This is a genomic window from Chromobacterium subtsugae, from assembly GCF_001676875.1.
Taxonomy (GTDB): domain Bacteria; phylum Pseudomonadota; class Gammaproteobacteria; order Burkholderiales; family Chromobacteriaceae; genus Chromobacterium; species Chromobacterium subtsugae.
The window spans coordinates 335,973-352,663 of the sequence record NZ_JYKA01000004.1; the positions used below are offsets into that span (position 1 = coordinate 335,973).

Genomic DNA, 16,691 nt, shown 5'->3' on the forward strand with positions numbered 1-16,691 from the left:
TTAAACAATAATTAATATCACTACATTTTATATTATTATGTATAATTTAAATACAGATTATTAGTGTAAAATTGGTTAATACACATATAGGATGATGTAAAGCCAATTAGATTTATTTGGTATGGCCTATGATGTACCGTTGGAGTACGAACTACTGGGCCCAATGTCCCCATCAGCGCAAGCCGGCTTCGAAGCCATTCCCAAGGTGGCTGTTCGACGCGGGGCGACGTTAACCCGGTAAGTTGGGCTCCATCGTAGGTTGGCGCTGAGCGCAGCGAAGCCCAACGTTCACCGAGGCCTACTCCTGCAACTGCACCACAACACCTTCCCCTGCCCAATCCGCAGGCAACCACCCCAACCTGACATAGCGATGGAAGCTGGAATACGGCCAATCCGCCACCCGCTCCGCATCGCCATGCTTGACCGGGTTGTAATGGATGTAATCCACATGCGCCTGCAAATCCGCCTCATCCCGGATCTGATGCTCCCAATACCGCCGCTGCCAGATGCCGCGCTCCCGCTTGCGCTCTCGACTCTCCCGGATGCGTTCGACTTTGGGCAGACTGCGCGAAAACGCCGCCTTGATCAGCGCCATTCTTGTCGCGTAATCCGCGTCGCCCTGCGGCAAGGCCCATACCGCATGGAAATGATCCGGCAACACCACCATGGCGACGATCTCAAATGGATGGCGGTCTCGCACTTGGCGAACAACCTGCCGCAAAACGTCGATATGGCGCGTCAGATAATCTTGTCGCCGATCCGCCAAATTGACGGTGAAAAACCATGTGCCGCCACCTGCTATTGAACGCCGGTATTGCATGGACTGCCTCCAGACTGTGCGCGGTAAACGTTGGGCTTCGCTACGCTCAGCACCAACCTACACGCCAACGAATCCCAGGCCATCTTGAACACAAAACCAAAGCGATGCGCCCCATCCCCCATCAGCGCAAGCCGTCTCCGAAGCCATTCCCAAGGTTTTAAGCCGCCGGTTGTTCGACGCGGGGCGACGTTAGCGCCCCGCTAGTTCCGGCGGCTCCTTGGGAATGGTTTTGGAGACGGGGTTTCGCCGCGCTGTTGGGGTCGCCTAGGGGTGTCGGGGAGCTGGCGAGACAGCTCCCTGACCTGTCCGGCGGGCAGCCCCGCCATGAAAATCATCGTCCGCGAAGCGGACACCAAACCACACACCGTGCGCGGTAAACGTTGGGCTTCGCTGCGCTCAGCACCAACCTACACTCCAACGAATCCTAGGCCATCTGAAACATAGAACCGCACCAGCTCGCCGACATCCCCCATCAGCGCAAGCCGGCTTCGAAACCATTCCCAAGGTTTTAAGCCGCCGGCTGTTCGACGCGGGGCGACGTTAGCGCCCCGCTAGTTCCGGCGGCTCCTTGGGAATGGGTTTGGAGACGGGGTTTCGCCGCGCTGTTGGGGCGGCCTGGGATTGCCAAGGGGCTGGCCGCACAGCCCCTGGCCCGTTCGCCGGGCGGAACCGGCACTAAAATCATCCGTCCGCGAAGCGGACACCAAACCACACTGTGCGCGGTAAACGTTGGGCTTCGCTGCGCTCAGCACCAACCTACACGCCAGCGAAATCCCAGGCCATCTTGAGCACAAAACCGAACCGACTCGCCACCATTCCCCATCAACCCGGTAAGTTGGGCTCCATCGTAGGTTGGCGCTGAGCGCAGCGAAGCCCAACGTTCACCGCGCCCTACTCCTGCAACTGCACCACAACACCTTCCCCTGCCCAATCCGCAGGCAACCACCCCAACCTGACATAGCGATGGAAGCTGGAATACGGCCAATCCGCCACCCGCTCCGCATGGCCATGCTTGACCGGGTTGTAATGGATGTAATCCACATGCGCCTGCAAATCCGCCTCATCCCGAATCTGATGCTCCCAATACCGCCGCTGCCAGATGCCGCGCTCCCGCTTGCGCTCTCGACTCTCCCGGATGCGTTCGACTTTGGGCAGACTGCGCGAAAACGCCGCCTTGATCAGCGCCATTCTTGTCGCGTAATCCGCGTCGCCCTGCGGCAAGGCCCATACCGCATGGAAATGATCCGGCAACACCACCATGGCGACGATCTCAAATGGATGGCGGTTCCGCACTTGGCGAACAACCTGCCGCAAAACGTCGATATGGCGAGTCAGATAATCTTGTCGCCGATCCGCCAAGTTGACGGTGAAGAACCATGTGCCGCCTTCTGCCATTGAACGACGATAACGCATGGATTGCCTCCAGCACACCCGCGGTAAACGTTGGGCTTCGCTGCGCTCAGCGCCAACCTACACGCCAACGAATCCCAGGTCATCTGAAACATAGAACCGCACCAACTCGCCGACATCCCCATCAGCGCAAGCCGGCTCCGAAGCCATTCCCATGGTTTTAAGCCGCCGGCTGTTCGACGCGGGGCGACGGTAGCGCCCTCGCGAAGCGGACACAAAACCTTCGACTGCACGCAAGCCATCTAGCGTCGCCCCTTCTCCCGCGAGGTAAAAGGGGCTTCGCAACCCGGAAGCGCTCTGCACTCAGCTACACGGCCAACCAGATACGACAGTATCCATCCGCTGCCGCATCGCCTCGTTATCCCCTCTTGCGCAAACGGCGGCGAATCACCAGCAAGCTAGAGGCCGCGACAACGGCTGTCGAGAAAATCACCATATGAAGCGGCTTGACCTGGAAAAGATAAGGCTGCAGGTAAGCCAGCCCGACGATGACTAGATACAAAATGGCAAGCGCGATGGCAATCGCCAGCCCCGCTGCCACTACATGATTACGCATGCCCACTCCTTTGAGATTCCACCCAGCGCTCGCCAGCGAAGCGGGGCTTGGCAAAGGCGGAATGCCCGCAATGCGGTCTTCCACCCTGAAAAATTCAATCATCATATCACTCAACCACAAAACAAAAAGGGCAAGCCCCAAGGCTTGCCCTTTCTCCATCTGATGGCGGTCAAACCGCCGATCCAACCTTACTTCTTGCGTTGCGGCGGCAGGTCCGTGCAGGTGCCGTGCGCCACTTCCGCGGCCATGCCGATGGACTCGCCCATGGTCGGGTGCGGGTGGATGGTCTTGCCGATGTCGGTCGCGTCGCAACCCATCTCGATCGCCAGGCACACCTCGCCGATCATGTCGCCGGCATGCGGGCCGACGATGCCGCCGCCGATGATCTGGTGGCTTTCGGCGTCGAAGATCAGCTTGGTGAAGCCTTCGTCGCGGCCGTTGGCGATGGCGCGGCCGGAGGCGGCCCACGGGAACACGCCCTTCTCGATCTTCAGGCCTTGCTTCTTGGCCTCGTCTTCGGTCACGCCCACCCAGGCCACTTCCGGATCGGTGTAGGCCACGCCCGGAATCACGCGGGCGTCGAAGTAGGCCTTCTGGCCGGCGCAGTTTTCCGCCGCCACGTGGCCTTCATGCACGCCCTTGTGCGCCAGCATCGGCTGGCCGACGATGTCGCCGATGGCGAAGATGTGCGGCACGTTGGTGCGCTGCTGCTTGTCCACCTGGATGAAGCCGCGGTCGGTCACCGCGATGCCGGCGTTTTCCGCGCCGATCAGCTTGCCGTTCGGCGCGCGGCCGGTGGCGTACAGCACCAGGTCGTAGCGTTGCGCTTCCTTCGGGGCTTGCTCGCCCTCGAAAGTCACCCATACGCCGTCTTCCTTCGGCTCCACGGCCACGGTCTTGGTATTCAGCATGATGTTGTCGAAGCGGTGCGCGTTCCACTTCTGCCATACCTTGACCAGGTCGCGGTCTGCGCCCTGCATCAGGCCGTCCAGCATTTCCACCACGTCCAGGCGCGCGCCCAGCGTGGAGTAGACAGTGCCCATTTCCAGGCCGATGATGCCGCCGCCGATGATCAGCATGCGTTTGGCGACGCCCTTCAGCTCCAGCGCGCCGGTGGAGTCCACCACGCGCGGGTCGTTCGGGATGAACGGCAGCTTCACCACGCGGGAGCCGGCGGCGATGATGGCGTTCTTGAACTTGACGATCTTCTTCTCGCCCGACTCTTCGCGGCCTTGGCCGGTGGTCAGCGAGACTTCGATGTGGTGCGGGTCGATGAAGTGGCCGTTGCCGCGCACGATTTCCACCTTGCGCGCCTTGGCCATGCCGCCCAGGCCGCCGGTCAGCTTGGCGATGACCTTTTCCTTGTAGCCGCGCAGCATGTCGATGTCCACTTCCGGCTTGCCGAACTTGATGCCGTTGGCGGCCAGGTGGCTCACTTCGTCGATCACCGCGGCGTTGTGCAGCAGCGCCTTGGACGGGATGCAGCCCACGTTCAGGCACACGCCGCCCAGGGTGGCGTAACGCTCGACGATGACCACTTTCAGGCCCAGGTCGGCCGCGCGGAAGGCGGCGGAGTAACCGCCGGGGCCGCCGCCCAACACCATCACGTCGCATTCCACGTCGGCGCCGCCGCTATGGGAGGCGGCGACCGGCGCGGCTTGCGGCGCGAAGCCGGCCTGGGTGGTGGCGGAGGCGACGCCGGTGGTTTCCACCGGTTTCACTTCGGCCGGAGCCGCGGCGGCTGCGCCGGCGGCTTCCAGGATGACGACCACGTCGCCCTCGGACACTTTGCCGCCCACGGCGACGCGCACTTCCTTGACGGTGCCGGCGGCTTCGGCCGGCACTTCCATGGTGGCTTTGTCGGTTTCCAGCGTGATCAGGCTGGCTTCTTTTTCAATCACGTCGCCCGGTTTGACGAACACTTCGATCACGTCCACGTTGTTGTGGCCGCCGATGTCCGGGACTTTCAATTCGATCAGATTGCTCATGGTTTTCCATCCGCAATGTTGGGAGGCCGGCGCAAAGCCGGCCGCCTCGAGTCTGGCTGATTCTGCAGGGTGGAACCTCCCCCCGCATCCTGCGACAAGAAGGCGGAACGCCCCGGCCAAGCCGAGGCTTCCGCCCCGCCGTTACAGGATCAGACGGCGCACGTCGGTCAGCAGCTTGCCCAGGTGCACGGTGAAGCGCGCGGCGGCCGCGCCGTCGATCACGCGGTGATCGAAGGACAGGCTCAGCGGGCACATCAGGCGCGGCGCGAATTCCTTGCCGTTCCACACCGGCTTGATCTGCGATTTGCAGACGCCGAGGATGGCCACTTCCGGCGCGTTCACGATAGGCGTGAAGCTGGTGCCGCCGATGCCGCCCAGCGACGAGATGGTGAAGGTCGCGCCTTGCATGTCGGTCGGCTTCAGCTTGCCTTCGCGGGCCAGCTTGGACAGGTCGGTCAGTTCCTGGGCGATCTGGCGCAGGCCCTTCTTGTCCGCGTCCTTGATCACCGGCACCACCAGGCCGTTAGGCGTGTCGGCGGCGAAGCCGATGTGGTAGTACTGCTTCAGCACCAGGTTGTCGCCGTCCAGCGAGGCGTTGAAGTTCGGGAAAGCCTTCAGCGCTTCGGCGGCGGCCTTGATGATGAAGGCCAGCGGGCTGATCTTCAGGCCGGACTTTTCCCATTCCTTGCCCACGGTCTTGCGGAAGTCTTCCAGCTCGGTGATGTCGCACTCGTCGTTGAACGTGACGTGCGGGATCATCACCCAGTTGCGCGACAGATTGGCGCCGGAAATCTTCTGGATGCGGGACAGCGGCTTGGTTTCGATCGGGCCGAACTTGGCGAAGTCCACCTTCGGCCACGGCAGCAGGTCCAGACCCACGCCGGAGCCCGCCGGCGCGGCGGCCGGGGCCAGAATAGCCGGGTTCTGCATCACGCCCTTGACGAAGGCCTTGACGTCGTCTTCGGTGACGCGGCCCTTGCGGCCGTTGCCCTTCACTTTGCCCAGGTCCACGCCCAGTTCGCGCGCCAGACGGCGCACGGACGGACCGGCGTGAGCCTTGGAGAAGGCGATTTCGTCGATGGCGGCGGCCACGGCGGCGGCTACCGGCGCCACGGCCGGCGCGGCGGCAGGCGCAGCTGCAAGCGGGGTCGGAGCGGCCGGGGCTGCTGCCGGAGCCGGCGCAGCGGCTGCCGGGGCGGACGCGGCGACAGCGCCTTCCACCACGACGATCAGGTCGCCTTCGCTGACCTTGTCGCCCACCTTGATTTTCACTTCCACCACACGGCCGGCGGCGGTGGCCGGCACTTCCATGGTGGCCTTGTCGGTTTCTAGCGTGATCAGGCTGTCGTCGACGGCGATTTCGTCGCCCACTTTGACCGTCACTTCGATCACGTCGACGCCGTTATGGCCGCCGATGTCCGGCACGCGGATTTCGCTGCGGCCGGATGCGGTGGGCGCTGCCGGCGCGTCGGCCGGAGCGGCGGCAACCGGAGCCGGGGCAGCGACCGGAGCGGCTGCAGGCGCCGGCGCGGCGGCTGCAGGCGCCGGAGCGGACGCGGTAGCGCCCACTTCGATGATGGCGATCACGTCGCCTTCGGAAATCTTGCCGCCCACGACGGCTTTCACTTCCTTGACCACGCCGGCGGCTTCCGCCGGCACTTCCATGGTGGCCTTGTCGGTTTCCAGGGTGATCAGGGAATCGTCCACGGACACGGTCTGGCCCGGGGCGATGAATACTTCGATGATGTCTACGTTGCTGTGACCGCCGATGTCGGGCACTTTCAGTTCGATCAGATTGCTCATGAGCTTTCCATTCGTAGGGCGGAAGCCCCTCTCGGGGCGTTCCGCCGGATATCCGCTACAGATTCGCTTGCCTTGCCAAAACGGAAGCTCCCGGCCTGGGCCGGGGCTTCCGTTCAGGAATCACACCTTCCAGCTCGGCAGCTTGTCAGTCTTGATGCCGTACTTGGCGATGGCTTCCGCCACCTTGGCGCCGTCGATCTTGCCGTCGCGGGCCAGGGCGGACAGGGCCGCCAGCGCCACGTGGTAGCGATCCACCTCGAAGAAGGAGCGCAGGTTGGCGCGGCTGTCCGAGCGGCCGAAGCCGTCGGTGCCCAGCACGACGTAGCGGCCCGGCACGTAGGCGCGGATCTGGTCGGCGTAGTTGCGGATGTAGTCGGTCGCGGCGATCACCGGGCCGTTGCGGCCGGCCAGCTGCTGTTCGACGTAGGAGGACTGGGCCTCGGCGGTCGGGTTCAGCAGGTTGTGGCGCTCGGCTTCCATGCCGTCGCGGCGCAGCTGGTTGAAGGAGGTCACGCTCCAGATGTCGGCGCCGATGCCGAAGTCGGCCTTCAGCAGGTCGGCCGCGGCCATCACTTCGCGCAGGATGGTGCCGGAGCCCATCAGCTGCACCTTGACCTTGGCGTCGCCGCCGTCCTGCAGCAGGTACATGCCCTTCAGGATGCCCTCTTCCGCGCCTGCCGGCATCGCCGGGTGAACGTAGTTTTCGTTCATCAGGGTCAGGTAGTAGAAGACGTCCTCTTGTTCCGCGTACATGCGGCGCATGCCGTCCTGCACGATCACGGCCAGCTCGTAGGCGAAGGTCGGGTCGTAGCTGATGCAGTTCGGGATCAGGCCGGCCTGGATGTGGCTGTGGCCGTCTTCGTGCTGCAGGCCTTCGCCGTTCAGCGTGGTGCGGCCGGCGGTGCCGCCCAGCAGGAAGCCGCGGGCGCGCATGTCGCCGGCAGCCCAGGCCAGGTCGCCGATGCGCTGGAAGCCGAACATCGAGTAGTAGATGTAGAACGGGATCATCGGCTGGCTGCTGTTGGCGTAGCTGGTCGCCGCGGCGATCCAGTCGGCCATCGCGCCCGGCTCGTTGATGCCTTCCTGCAGGATCTGGCCGTCCTTGGATTCCTTGTAGAACATCAGCTGGTCATGGTCCTGCGGCACGTAGTTCTGACCCTGGGTGGACCAGATGCCGTACTGGCGGAACATGCCTTCCATGCCGAAGGTGCGGGACTCGTCCGGCACGATCGGCACCACGCGCTTGCCGATGTTCTTGTCCTTCATGATGGTGCCCAGCATGCGGACGAAGGCCATCGTGGTGGAGAACTCGCGGTCGCCCGACGCTTGCAGCTGCGCGTCGAAGGCGGACAGTTCCGGCACCGCCAGCGGGTGGTTGACCGGATTGCGGGCCGGCAGGTAGCCGCCCAGCGCCGCGCGGCGTTCGCGCATGTACTTCATTTCCGGGCTGTCTTCGGCCGGCAGGTAATACGGCACATTCGGCAGGTCCTCGTCGGACACCGGGATGCCGAAGCGGTCGCGGAAGTTGCGCAGGCTTTCCAGGTCCATCTTCTTGGCCTGGTGGGCGATGTTCTTGGCTTCGCCGGACGCGCCCATGCCGTAACCCTTGATGGTCTTGGCCAGGATCACGGTCGGACGGCCGTTGGCGTTGTGGGTGGCTTCGTGGTAGGCCGCGTACACCTTGTGCGGATCATGGCCGCCGCGGTTGAGGTTCCACACCTCTTCGTCGGACATGTTGGCCACCATCTCGCGCAGCTCCGGGTACTTGCCGAAGAAGTGCTCGCGCACGTAGCCGCCGTCCTTGGACTTGAAGGTCTGGTAGTCGCCGTCCACGCACTCGTCCATGCGCTTCTTCAACAGGCCCTTGGTGTCCATGGCCAGCAGCGGGTCCCAACGGGAGCCCCAGATCACTTTCAGCACGTTCCAGCCGGAACCGCGGAAGTCGCCTTCCAGTTCCTGGATGATCTTGCCGTTGCCGCGCACCGGGCCGTCCAGGCGCTGCAGGTTGCAGTTGATCACGAACACCAGGTTGTCCAGGCCTTCGCGCGCGGCCATGGCGATGGCGCCCAGCGATTCCGGCTCGTCCATCTCGCCGTCGCCGCAGAAGCACCACACCTTGCGGCCCATGGTCTTGGCCAGGCCGCGGCTTTCCAGGTACTTCAGGAAGCGGGCTTGGTAGATGGCCATCAGCGGGCCCAGGCCCATCGATACGGTCGGGAACTGCCAGAAGTCCTTCATCAGCCACGGGTGCGGATAGGAGGACAGGCCCTTGCCGTCCACTTCCTGGCGGAAGTTGTCCATCTGCTCGGCGGAGAGGCGGCCTTCCATGAAGGCGCGGGCGTACACGCCTGGGGCGATGTGGCCCTGGAAGTAGATCAGGTCGCCGTCCTGGTTTTCATTCTGGGCGCGCCAGAAATGGTTGAAGCCGACGTCGTACAACGTGGCGGAGGATTGGTAGGAGGCGATGTGGCCGCCCAGCTCCAGATCCTTCTTGCCGGCGCGCAGCACCATGGCGGCGGCGTTCCAGCGATTGATCGAGCGGATGCGGTGTTCCATCTCGTGGTTGCCCGGCGACTTGGCTTCCTTGCCGACCGGGATGGTGTTCAGGTACGCGGTGGTCGCGTCAAACGGCAGGTGGGCACCACGGCGGCGGGTGCGCTCCACCAGCTTTTCCAACAGGTAATGCGCGCGTTCCGGGCCTTCGTTATCCAGCACCGACTCAAGCGCTTCAGTCCATTCCTGGGTTTCCAACGGATCGATATCGTCAGGGAAAGTTGCAGCCATCTCTGGTCCTCACAGCGGGTGACATCGGGGACCGCGTCGTTGCAAGCCGGCCCCGCGTTTATGCTATTGGCTCGGAATCGAGCCAAATATTTGATTTGAGATTATAAACGAACACATTCGCAAATAAAAATGTTCATTTGCGAATGTGTTCGCTACGACCCAGCCAGTGTACGTCCGGATGGATTCGCAAAGGAATAGCCGGAAGCGACTAAGACAGCGGGAAGTCGTGAAAAAAACCGATGCTGCGCCGCGTCATGTTGTTTTTTTGCGATAACACGGCGCGAACTTGAAACAATTGTTTCAATTCCGCGCAGCCTTGCGCTCGTCCTTGGCCAGTTTTTCCACCTCGCGCAGCCGCGCCTCCAGCATCGAGCGCAGGTAGAAGTCGTCGCCCTTGGCCTTGCTGGCCAGCTGGTACTGCTCCAGCGCCGACGAATAGCGCTGCTCGTAATAGAAAGCGTTGCCCAGCGCCTCGTGGTAGCGCAGCGGGTCGCGGTCGGCGTAGAGCTTGGCCTCGCGCCGGTACAGCGCCGGGTCGCCGCTGCGGTCGTTCAATTGCTGGCGCAGCAGCTTCTGCGCGCCGGCGCGGTCGCCGCTGTCCAGCGCCACGTCGATCTGCGCCAATTGCAGCGCCACGTTGCGCGGGAAGGCGGCCAGGCCGTCGCGGGCCGCCGCCGCCGCCGCGCTCCAGTCGCGGCCGTCGCGGGCGATCTCCACTTCCAGCCCGTGCAGCATCGGGTTGTCCAGCAGCTTGGCGCGCGCCTTGGCCAGCGCCTCCTCGGCGCCCTTGCGGTCGTGCTGCAGCAGCTTGGCGCGCGCCAGGCCGTACCAGCTGGCGCCTTCGTTCAGGTACAGGCCGCGCTGCAGCGTGCTGTTGTAGTAGAACAGCGCCTCTTCCGGCGTCATGGTCAGCGTGCGCAGCTTTTCGCGCACCAGCAGGTAGTCGATGCTGTCGGCGCGCATCCGCACCGGGTAGTCGAGCGCGCGGTTCTGCGCCTCGCTGATCCGCTCCACCGTCACCGGGTGGGTGCGCAGGAAGGCGTAGGCCATGGTGTCGCTGTAGCGGCCCGCCTGCTCCAGCCGCTGGAAGAAGGTGGCCATGTAGCGCACGTCGTAGCCGGCGTTGCTCATGAACTGCATGCCGACGCGGTCGGCCTCGCGCTCGAAATCGCGCGAGAACGCCAGCTGGCGCGAAATCGACAAGCCCATGCCGGCCGACACCGCGCCCATCGCGCCGTCGCCGCTGCCGGCTTTGGCCGCCAGCGCGGCGGCGATGATGGTGCCCAGCAGCAGCAGCGGGCTGGTGGCGCTGTTGGCCGCCTGCATCCGCGCGATGTGGCGCTGGGCGACGTGGGCGGTTTCGTGGCCCATCACCGCCGCCAGCTCGCCCTCGCTCTGGGTGGCCAGGATCAGGCCGATGTTGACGCCGATGTAGCCGCCGGGCATCGCGAAGGCGTTGATGCCGGTGTCGGCGACGCAAAAATAGGTGAAATGGATGCCGGGCAGCGTCACCGACGACGACAGCCTGCCGCCGATGTCGTTCAGGTAGGCGCTGATCTCGGCGTCGTCCAGCACGTCGCCGGCCTCGCGCATCGCGCGCAGCGCGTCGCGGCCGATGCGGGACTCGTCGGACAGGGACAGGGAGGCGTCGGAAATCTCGCCCAGGTCGGGCAGGTCGGCGCGGACGGTCAGCGGCTGCGCCAGCACCGAGGCCAGCAGCGCGCACAGCAGGCGGCGTTTCATCATGGGGCTTATGATAGCCGCGAAGCGATGAAAGTTGCATGCCCGCCAGCTTGATCAAAGCTAAACAATTGTTGCCCGTCCGCCGCGCTGTCATGACGGGCGGATTCCAGCTAGACTCGATCGCTGTCGAGGACTCCCGCACCCAAGCCATGCCCATCCTTCCCGCCGCCCCGCCCCGGCTGACCGCCGGCGGCCGCGCCGACTTCGGCGTCTATCAGGGCACCGTGTCCGACCTCAGCTGGGACGGCCTGGCCATGAGCCGCTGGCAGCGGCTGGGCCGCCGGCTGCGCCACAAACGCTGGCAGTACGCCGCCATCGCCGGCGAGCGCTTCTTCATCGCGATGGCGGTAGTGGACGTGGGCTGGAGCGGCACCGCCTTCGCCTACCTGTTCGACCGCCGCAGCGGCCGGGTGGTGGCCGCTGCCAGCGCCGACGCGCTGCCCGGCGCCGGCCCCCGCGTCGCCGATCGGGCCTTTGGTGACGCCCGCTTCCGCGCGCCCGGCAAGCGCTTCGAATTCACCCGCGACGGTGACGCGCTGCGGCTGCGGCTGGACAGCCGGGCGCTGCAGCTGGACGCGACGATCGCGCTGGCCGGCATGCCGCCGGTGCTGGCGGTGATCGCGCCAGCCAACTACATGGCCCACAGCACCCACAAAAGCGGCGGCCTGGCGGTGAGCGGCGAGGCGCGCTGCGCGGCCGGCCGCTATTCGCTGGACGGCGCAACCGCCTCGCTCGACTACTCCAACGGCCTCTTGGCGCGCGAAACCGGCTGGCGCTGGGCCAGCGCCCACTCGCGGCGCTTCGGCTTCAACCTGCAGCAAGGCTATATGGGCGACGCGGAAAACGCGGTGTGGCTGGACGGCCGGCTGTTCCGCGTCGGCGCCGCCGCCTTCGACTACCAGCCCGGCGATCCGCTGGCGCCGTGGCGCGTCGCCACCGCCGACGGCCTGCTCGACCTGGTCTTCACGCCGGAAGGCGCGCGGCGCGAGGACAAGAACCTGATCATCGCCGCCAGCCGCTACGTGCAGCCGATAGGCCGCTTCGACGGCGCGCTGACCGACCCGGACAGCGGCGAGCGCCACGCGGTGCGCGATCTCGTCGGCGTCACCGAGGACCATCTGTCGCGCTGGTAGACTCTTTTAAAGAAAGCAAAGCTTGCGATGCTGTTGTTGTTGAAACTGCTGCTGGTGCCGGCGCTGATCGGCTTGATCAGCCTGGCTGCGAAAAGATGGGGGCCGGGCGTGGCCGGCGCGCTGGCCGGCTTTCCGGTGATCACCGGCTCCATCCTGTTCATCCTGAGCCTGGAACAAGACGCCGCCTTCGTGCGCGAGGCGTCGCTGGCCGCCGCGCTGGGCACCAGCGCCAACCTGGTGTTCGGCATCGCCTACAGCTGGACCGCGCGCCAGGCGCGCTGGCCGGCGTGCCTGGCGGCGGGCCTGCTGGCCTACGCGCTGGCGGTGGCGCTGGGACACTGGGCACAGCCGTCCGGCTGGCAAAGCGCCGTTTTCGGCGTTCTTTTCCTGCCGGTGGCGGGCAAGCTGTTTCCCATGCCGCCGCAGACGCCGGATTCGCCGCCGCGCAGCGCCGGCATGGCGCCGCGGATGCTGGCCGGCGCCGCGCTGGTGCTGGCCATCACCAGCCTGTCGGCACGGTTGGGCCCCAGCCTCAGCGGCCTGCTAGCGGTATTCCCGGTGCTGGGCTCGGTGCTGGCGGTGTTCAGCCACCTCAGCGCCGGCCCGGCGACGACGATACGGCTGCTACGCGGCATGGTGCGCGGCTTCTACGCCTTCGTCGCCTTTTGCGTCGCGCTGGCCGCTGCGCTGAGCGCCTGGCCCGCGTCCGCCGCCTTCGGCGCCGCGCTGGGCTTGGCCATCGCGGTGCAAATCCTGATGATGTGGCTGGGACGCCGGCATCATTGAGATGGCAAAACGCCCCGCGGCCAAAGCCTGCGGGGCGTTGCGAAAGCCGCGGGCGGGACTCAGCGCGCGCCGATGGGCAGCACGGTTCGGCCGTACTGCTCGTTCAGCACCGTGGCCATCGCCAGGTAGATGGCGCTGGCGCCGCAGATAATGCCTTCGAAACCGGCGATCATGCCGATGACGGCGCTGCCGGTGAAATCGCGCGCCGCCAGCAGGAAGAACAGCACGGTCAGCGAGGCGAACACGAACTGCTTCGCGCGCGGATAGTTGACAGTGCCCAGCAGCATGAACAGCGTGAACACGCCCCACATCAGCAGATACCAGCCCATGTAGCCGACCGGCGTGGCGTCGGCCAGGCCGGTCTTGGGCAAGACGATCAGCAGCACCAGGCTCAGCCAGAACAGGCCGTAGGACAAAAAGGCGGTGACGCCGAAGGTGTTGCCGCGGCGGAATTCCATGATGCCGGCGACGATCTGCGCCAGGCCGCCGTAGCACAGGCCCATCGCCAGGATCATCGAGCTGATCGGGAAGAAGCCGGCGTTGTGGATATTGAGAAGTACAGTGGTCATGCCGAAGCCCATCAGGCCCAGCGGGGCCGGGTTGGCCAATTTTTCGTTCACGGAGCGCTCCAAAATAAGCAAGCAGTAATATTCAAGGAGGCGCGATTCTAGGCAAGCCGACGCGGCGCGGCAAGGAGATTCGTCAAACTCTGTATAATTAGAATAAGGACTTACCCCGCTTGCAATCGCCGGCATCGCCTCCATCTCCAGCGATTCGTCGGCCGCGAATTTTTGTCCGATTCCGCCGACTGGTGGTAGCATGCCGCCCGGAATAGAGTAAAACTTCCAGAGCGAATTCACCTGTGCGCCCGCTGGACGCACAGGTGAATCCGTCCCGATATCCGCACAGGAAACCGCACCCATGGACCGACTGCATACCCTGCTCGAACACAATCGCGCCTTCGTGGAAAACCGCGAATACGAGCAATACAAAACCGACAAGTTTCCCGGCAAGGGCCTGGCCATCCTGGCCTGCATGGACGCCCGCCTGGTGGAGCTGCTGCCCAAGGCGATGGGCCTGAAGAACGGCGACGCCAAGCTGATCAAGAACGCCGGCGCGCTGATCACCCACCAGTGGGGTTCGGTGATGCGCAGCCTGATCGTCGCCGTCTACGAGCTGCGCGCCGAGGAAATCTGCGTGGTGGCCCACCACGACTGCGGCATGCGCGCGATCGACCCGCACAAGATCCTCACCCATGCCCAGGAGCGCGGCGTCAGCGAAGACACCATCGCCACGCTGCGCGGCGCCGGCATCGACCTGGACAACTGGCTGAAAGGCTTCGACAACGTCGCCGACAGCGTGCGCCACTCGGTGAACACCATCCGCAACCACCCGCTGATGCCGAAAGACATCCCGGTGCACGGCATGGTGATCCACCCGTCCACCGGCCGCCTGGAAGTCGTGGTCAGCGGCTACGGCGAAGAGGGCGCGCCGGCCGCATGAGCCCGCGCATCGGGGTGTTCGGCGGCACCTTCGACCCCATCCACCAGGCCCACCTCCGGATGGCTGCCGCCTTCGCCGACGAACTGGCGCTGGAGCGGGTGCTGCTGATTCCCGCCGGCCAACCCTACCACCGCGCGCGCGGCGCGCGCGCCAGCCCCGAGCAAAGGCTGGAAATGGTGCGCCTGGCCATCGCCGGCGACCCCAGGCTGCAGGCGGACGACCGCGAAATCCGCCGCGGCCGCCCGGCCTATACCGTGGAGACGCTGCGCGAATTGCGCGGCGAGCTGGGCCAGGACGCCGAGCTGTGGTTCCTGATGGGCGGCGACTCGCTGGCCACGCTCGACAGCTGGAAGGACTGGACCCAGTTGTTCCAGCTGGCCAACCTGGCCGTCGCCATGCGCCCCGGCTTCGACTGGCAGACGCTGCCGGCCGAGGTGCGGCGCGAGTGGCAGGCCCGCCAAGTCCATGATTTTTCAAATCGAACGGCTTCCGGTACAATCCGCTCCCTGGCTCTGCCGCCGCTCGATCTGTCCGCCACCCGCCTGAGGGCCCGGCTGGCCTCCGGGCAAACGGCCGAGGGCCTGATCGACCCGGCCGTGCTGGCCTACATCCGCCAGCAGCGGCTATACCAATGAACGGGCGGCGGACAAGCCGCCCTCGCTCTTTTGTGGTACCTCTTGCCGGCTCCTGCGCCTGCTACGTACCGGCACAGGAAAAGGAATCATGGAAATTCAAGCAATCAGCAAACTGGCCGTCGAGGCCCTGGAAGACATCAAGGGCAAGGACATCATCGAGCTGGACACCAGCAAGCTCACCTCGCTGTTCCAGCGCATGATCGTCGCCACCGGCGACTCCAACCGCCAGGTGAAGGCTCTGGCCAACAATGTTCAGGTCACCCTGAAGGAAGCCGGCGTGGACATCGTCGGCAGCGAAGGCCACGAGAGCGGCGAGTGGGTGCTGGTGGACGCCGGCGACGTGGTGATCCACGTGATGCTGCCGGCCGTGCGCGACTACTACGACATCGAGGCGCTGTGGGGCGGCCAGAAGCCCAGCTTCGCCGCCGGCGCCGCCAAGCCGTGGTCGGCGGTCTGACACGCTGACCCGACAAGGGCGGGCATCAGGCCCGCCCTTTGTTTTTCCATCCGCACAAGCCCCTTCCCGATGAAAATCACCATACTCGCCGTCGGCACCAAGATGCCGCGCTGGGTGGACGAAGCCTATTCCGACTACGCCAAGCGCTTCGGCCGCGACATCACGCTGGAACTGAAAGAGATCAAGCCGGAAAAACGCGGCGGCGGCGTCACCGCCGAAAAGGGCATCGCCGCCGAGCACGAACGGCTGATCGCCGCCATCCCGCCGCGCGCGCGGCTGGTGGTGATGGACGAGCGCGGCAAGAACTGGACCTCGGTCAAGCTGGCCGAAGGCCTGAAAGAATGGATGGCCGGCGGCGACGACGTGGTCTTCATCATCGGCGGCGCCGACGGCCTGTCGGCTGAGCTGAAGCAGCGCGCCGACGTGCTGCTGCAGTTGTCGGCGATGACGCTGCCGCACGGCATGGTGCGGGTGATGCTGGCCGAGCAGATCTACCGCGCCTACTCGATACTCAACAACCACCCCTACCACCGCGAATGACAAAGCCGCGCCCAAGCGCGGCTGGATTGCGCGCCGCTTCGCCGCGCGCTACTGCGGATGCTTGCGCAGCCCGGCGCTCAAGCGGCGCCTGCTGTACGGCCACAGCAAGCTGACGCCCGCCAGCACCGCCAGACCGTTGGCGGCGACGCCGGCCACGTGCAGATAGCTCCAATGGCTGAGCAAACCGCCCTGCAGATGGTTGATCCCCAGCAGCAGCGACAACCCGCACAGCAGCGCCATCAAGCGGTGCGCGGACTGCGGCTCCTCATGCAGCCTGCACAGCAGATAAGTCGCCAGCACCAGATCGAAGATAGCGATCTCGCACTGCCAGCCGCTGGATAGGCCCCAGGCCGTGCCGGCCGCCATGAACTGCGGCGCCAGCAAGTGGCCGATCGCGCTGGCGATGGCGGCAAACGCCCAAATCCTGACATACCAAGTGCTCATCATGCCCCCTTTTTTCGCTATTGAACGTGTATCGATACGCTGCGCCGGCACGCCGGCGCCCATTTTTAGCACGCGAACCGCATCGTCTT

General features: G+C 65.0%; 15 protein-coding genes. 6 read left to right on the forward strand and 9 right to left on the reverse strand.

Annotation, left to right across the window (positions count from 1 at the left end; all coding sequences use genetic code 11):
- Window positions 1-298 precede the first annotated feature (298 nt).
- The 7 genes from MY55_RS07395 to MY55_RS07425 all read right to left on the reverse strand — a co-directional run bounded on the left by MY55_RS07395 (window position 299) and on the right by MY55_RS07425 (window position 11,107).
- On the reverse strand, window positions 299-820 hold the full coding sequence (locus tag MY55_RS07395; protein WP_065202177.1) for an REP-associated tyrosine transposase: 522 nt from the start codon (window positions 818-820) through the stop codon (window positions 299-301).
- A gap of 891 nt (window positions 821-1,711) precedes the next feature.
- The gene (locus MY55_RS07400; RefSeq protein ID WP_065202178.1) at window positions 1,712-2,233 is read right to left on the reverse strand and encodes an REP-associated tyrosine transposase; all 522 of its coding nucleotides are present in this window, start codon (window positions 2,231-2,233) and stop codon (window positions 1,712-1,714) included.
- 355 nt (window positions 2,234-2,588) lie between these two features.
- The gene (locus MY55_RS07405; RefSeq protein ID WP_157889273.1) at window positions 2,589-2,945 is read right to left on the reverse strand and encodes a hypothetical protein; all 357 of its coding nucleotides are present in this window, start codon (window positions 2,943-2,945) and stop codon (window positions 2,589-2,591) included.
- A 29-nt stretch (window positions 2,946-2,974) separates the two neighbouring features.
- Window positions 2,975-4,774 (reverse strand): dihydrolipoyl dehydrogenase, encoded by a 1,800-nt coding sequence (gene lpdA, locus MY55_RS07410; protein ID WP_043578966.1) that lies wholly within the window; start codon window positions 4,772-4,774, stop codon window positions 2,975-2,977.
- A gap of 141 nt (window positions 4,775-4,915) precedes the next feature.
- Window positions 4,916-6,577, reverse strand: coding sequence for a dihydrolipoyllysine-residue acetyltransferase (gene aceF, locus MY55_RS07415; RefSeq protein WP_065202180.1), 1,662 nt, complete (start codon window positions 6,575-6,577; stop codon window positions 4,916-4,918).
- 120 nt (window positions 6,578-6,697) lie between these two features.
- Entirely contained in the window at window positions 6,698-9,361 is a 2,664-nt protein-coding gene (gene aceE / locus MY55_RS07420) for a pyruvate dehydrogenase (acetyl-transferring), homodimeric type (protein WP_043578958.1), read from the reverse strand.
- Window positions 9,362-9,661: 300 nt separating this feature from the next.
- Window positions 9,662-11,107, reverse strand: a complete 1,446-nt coding sequence (locus tag MY55_RS07425; RefSeq protein ID WP_244270667.1) for a M48 family metalloprotease — start codon at window positions 11,105-11,107, stop codon at window positions 9,662-9,664.
- A gap of 146 nt (window positions 11,108-11,253) precedes the next feature.
- Here MY55_RS07425 and MY55_RS07430 point away from each other — a divergent pair, with 146 nt between their 5' ends.
- Window positions 11,254-12,237 (forward strand): DUF2804 domain-containing protein, encoded by a 984-nt coding sequence (locus tag MY55_RS07430; protein WP_065202193.1) that lies wholly within the window; start codon window positions 11,254-11,256, stop codon window positions 12,235-12,237.
- 27 nt (window positions 12,238-12,264) lie between these two features.
- Window positions 12,265-13,023 (forward strand): hypothetical protein, encoded by a 759-nt coding sequence (locus MY55_RS07435; protein ID WP_081284642.1) that lies wholly within the window; start codon window positions 12,265-12,267, stop codon window positions 13,021-13,023.
- A 59-nt stretch (window positions 13,024-13,082) separates the two neighbouring features.
- Here MY55_RS07435 and MY55_RS07440 read toward each other — a convergent pair whose 3' ends face one another.
- The gene (locus tag MY55_RS07440; protein ID WP_043578996.1) at window positions 13,083-13,643 is read right to left on the reverse strand and encodes an acetate uptake transporter; all 561 of its coding nucleotides are present in this window, start codon (window positions 13,641-13,643) and stop codon (window positions 13,083-13,085) included.
- A gap of 301 nt (window positions 13,644-13,944) precedes the next feature.
- Between MY55_RS07440 and MY55_RS07445 the strand changes: the two genes are divergently transcribed.
- The 4 genes from MY55_RS07445 (at window position 13,945) to rlmH (ending at window position 16,158) form a co-directional block, all read left to right on the forward strand.
- The gene (locus MY55_RS07445; protein WP_043578955.1) at window positions 13,945-14,526 is read left to right on the forward strand and encodes a beta-class carbonic anhydrase; all 582 of its coding nucleotides are present in this window, start codon (window positions 13,945-13,947) and stop codon (window positions 14,524-14,526) included.
- Window positions 14,523-15,161, forward strand: a complete 639-nt coding sequence (gene nadD, locus MY55_RS07450) for a nicotinate-nucleotide adenylyltransferase (RefSeq protein WP_043578952.1) — start codon at window positions 14,523-14,525, stop codon at window positions 15,159-15,161. The genes MY55_RS07445 and nadD overlap by 4 nt, the downstream gene beginning before the upstream one ends.
- Window positions 15,162-15,249: 88 nt before the next feature.
- Complete coding sequence (rsfS, locus tag MY55_RS07455) at window positions 15,250-15,618, forward strand: ribosome silencing factor (protein WP_043578948.1); 369 nt, start codon at window positions 15,250-15,252, stop codon at window positions 15,616-15,618.
- Window positions 15,619-15,687: 69 nt separating this feature from the next.
- Window positions 15,688-16,158: a 23S rRNA (pseudouridine(1915)-N(3))-methyltransferase RlmH gene (gene rlmH, locus MY55_RS07460; RefSeq protein ID WP_043578945.1), complete on the forward strand. Its 471-nt coding sequence runs from the start codon at window positions 15,688-15,690 to the stop codon at window positions 16,156-16,158.
- Between the two features lie 48 nt (window positions 16,159-16,206).
- On the opposite strand, the gene MY55_RS07465 is transcribed toward rlmH, so the two are convergent.
- Complete coding sequence (locus tag MY55_RS07465) at window positions 16,207-16,605, reverse strand: hypothetical protein (RefSeq protein ID WP_047236986.1); 399 nt, start codon at window positions 16,603-16,605, stop codon at window positions 16,207-16,209.
- Between the last annotated feature and the right edge of the window lie 86 nt (window positions 16,606-16,691).

What these genes read in the sequence shown, in the direction of transcription:
- rsfS (WP_043578948.1), top strand. Translation starts at nt 15,250, where the DNA reads ATGGAAATTCAAGCAATCAGCAAACTGGCCGTCGAGGCCCTGGAAGAC.
- MY55_RS07445 (WP_043578955.1), top strand. Translation starts at nt 13,945, where the DNA reads ATGGACCGACTGCATACCCTGCTCGAACACAATCGCGCCTTCGTGGAA.
- MY55_RS07405 (WP_157889273.1), bottom strand. Translation starts at nt 2,945, where the DNA reads ATGGAGAAAGGGCAAGCCTTGGGGCTTGCCCTTTTTGTTTTGTGGTTG.
- MY55_RS07400 (WP_065202178.1), bottom strand. Translation starts at nt 2,233, where the DNA reads ATGCGTTATCGTCGTTCAATGGCAGAAGGCGGCACATGGTTCTTCACC.
- MY55_RS07435 (WP_081284642.1), top strand. Translation starts at nt 12,265, where the DNA reads ATGCTGTTGTTGTTGAAACTGCTGCTGGTGCCGGCGCTGATCGGCTTG.
- aceE (WP_043578958.1), bottom strand. Translation starts at nt 9,361, where the DNA reads ATGGCTGCAACTTTCCCTGACGATATCGATCCGTTGGAAACCCAGGAA.
- MY55_RS07430 (WP_065202193.1), top strand. Translation starts at nt 11,254, where the DNA reads ATGCCCATCCTTCCCGCCGCCCCGCCCCGGCTGACCGCCGGCGGCCGC.
- rlmH (WP_043578945.1), top strand. Translation starts at nt 15,688, where the DNA reads ATGAAAATCACCATACTCGCCGTCGGCACCAAGATGCCGCGCTGGGTG.
- lpdA (WP_043578966.1), bottom strand. Translation starts at nt 4,774, where the DNA reads ATGAGCAATCTGATCGAATTGAAAGTCCCGGACATCGGCGGCCACAAC.
- aceF (WP_065202180.1), bottom strand. Translation starts at nt 6,577, where the DNA reads ATGAGCAATCTGATCGAACTGAAAGTGCCCGACATCGGCGGTCACAGC.
- nadD (WP_043578952.1), top strand. Translation starts at nt 14,523, where the DNA reads ATGAGCCCGCGCATCGGGGTGTTCGGCGGCACCTTCGACCCCATCCAC.
- MY55_RS07425 (WP_244270667.1), bottom strand. Translation starts at nt 11,107, where the DNA reads ATGATGAAACGCCGCCTGCTGTGCGCGCTGCTGGCCTCGGTGCTGGCG.
- MY55_RS07395 (WP_065202177.1), bottom strand. Translation starts at nt 820, where the DNA reads ATGCAATACCGGCGTTCAATAGCAGGTGGCGGCACATGGTTTTTCACC.
- MY55_RS07465 (WP_047236986.1), bottom strand. Translation starts at nt 16,605, where the DNA reads ATGATGAGCACTTGGTATGTCAGGATTTGGGCGTTTGCCGCCATCGCC.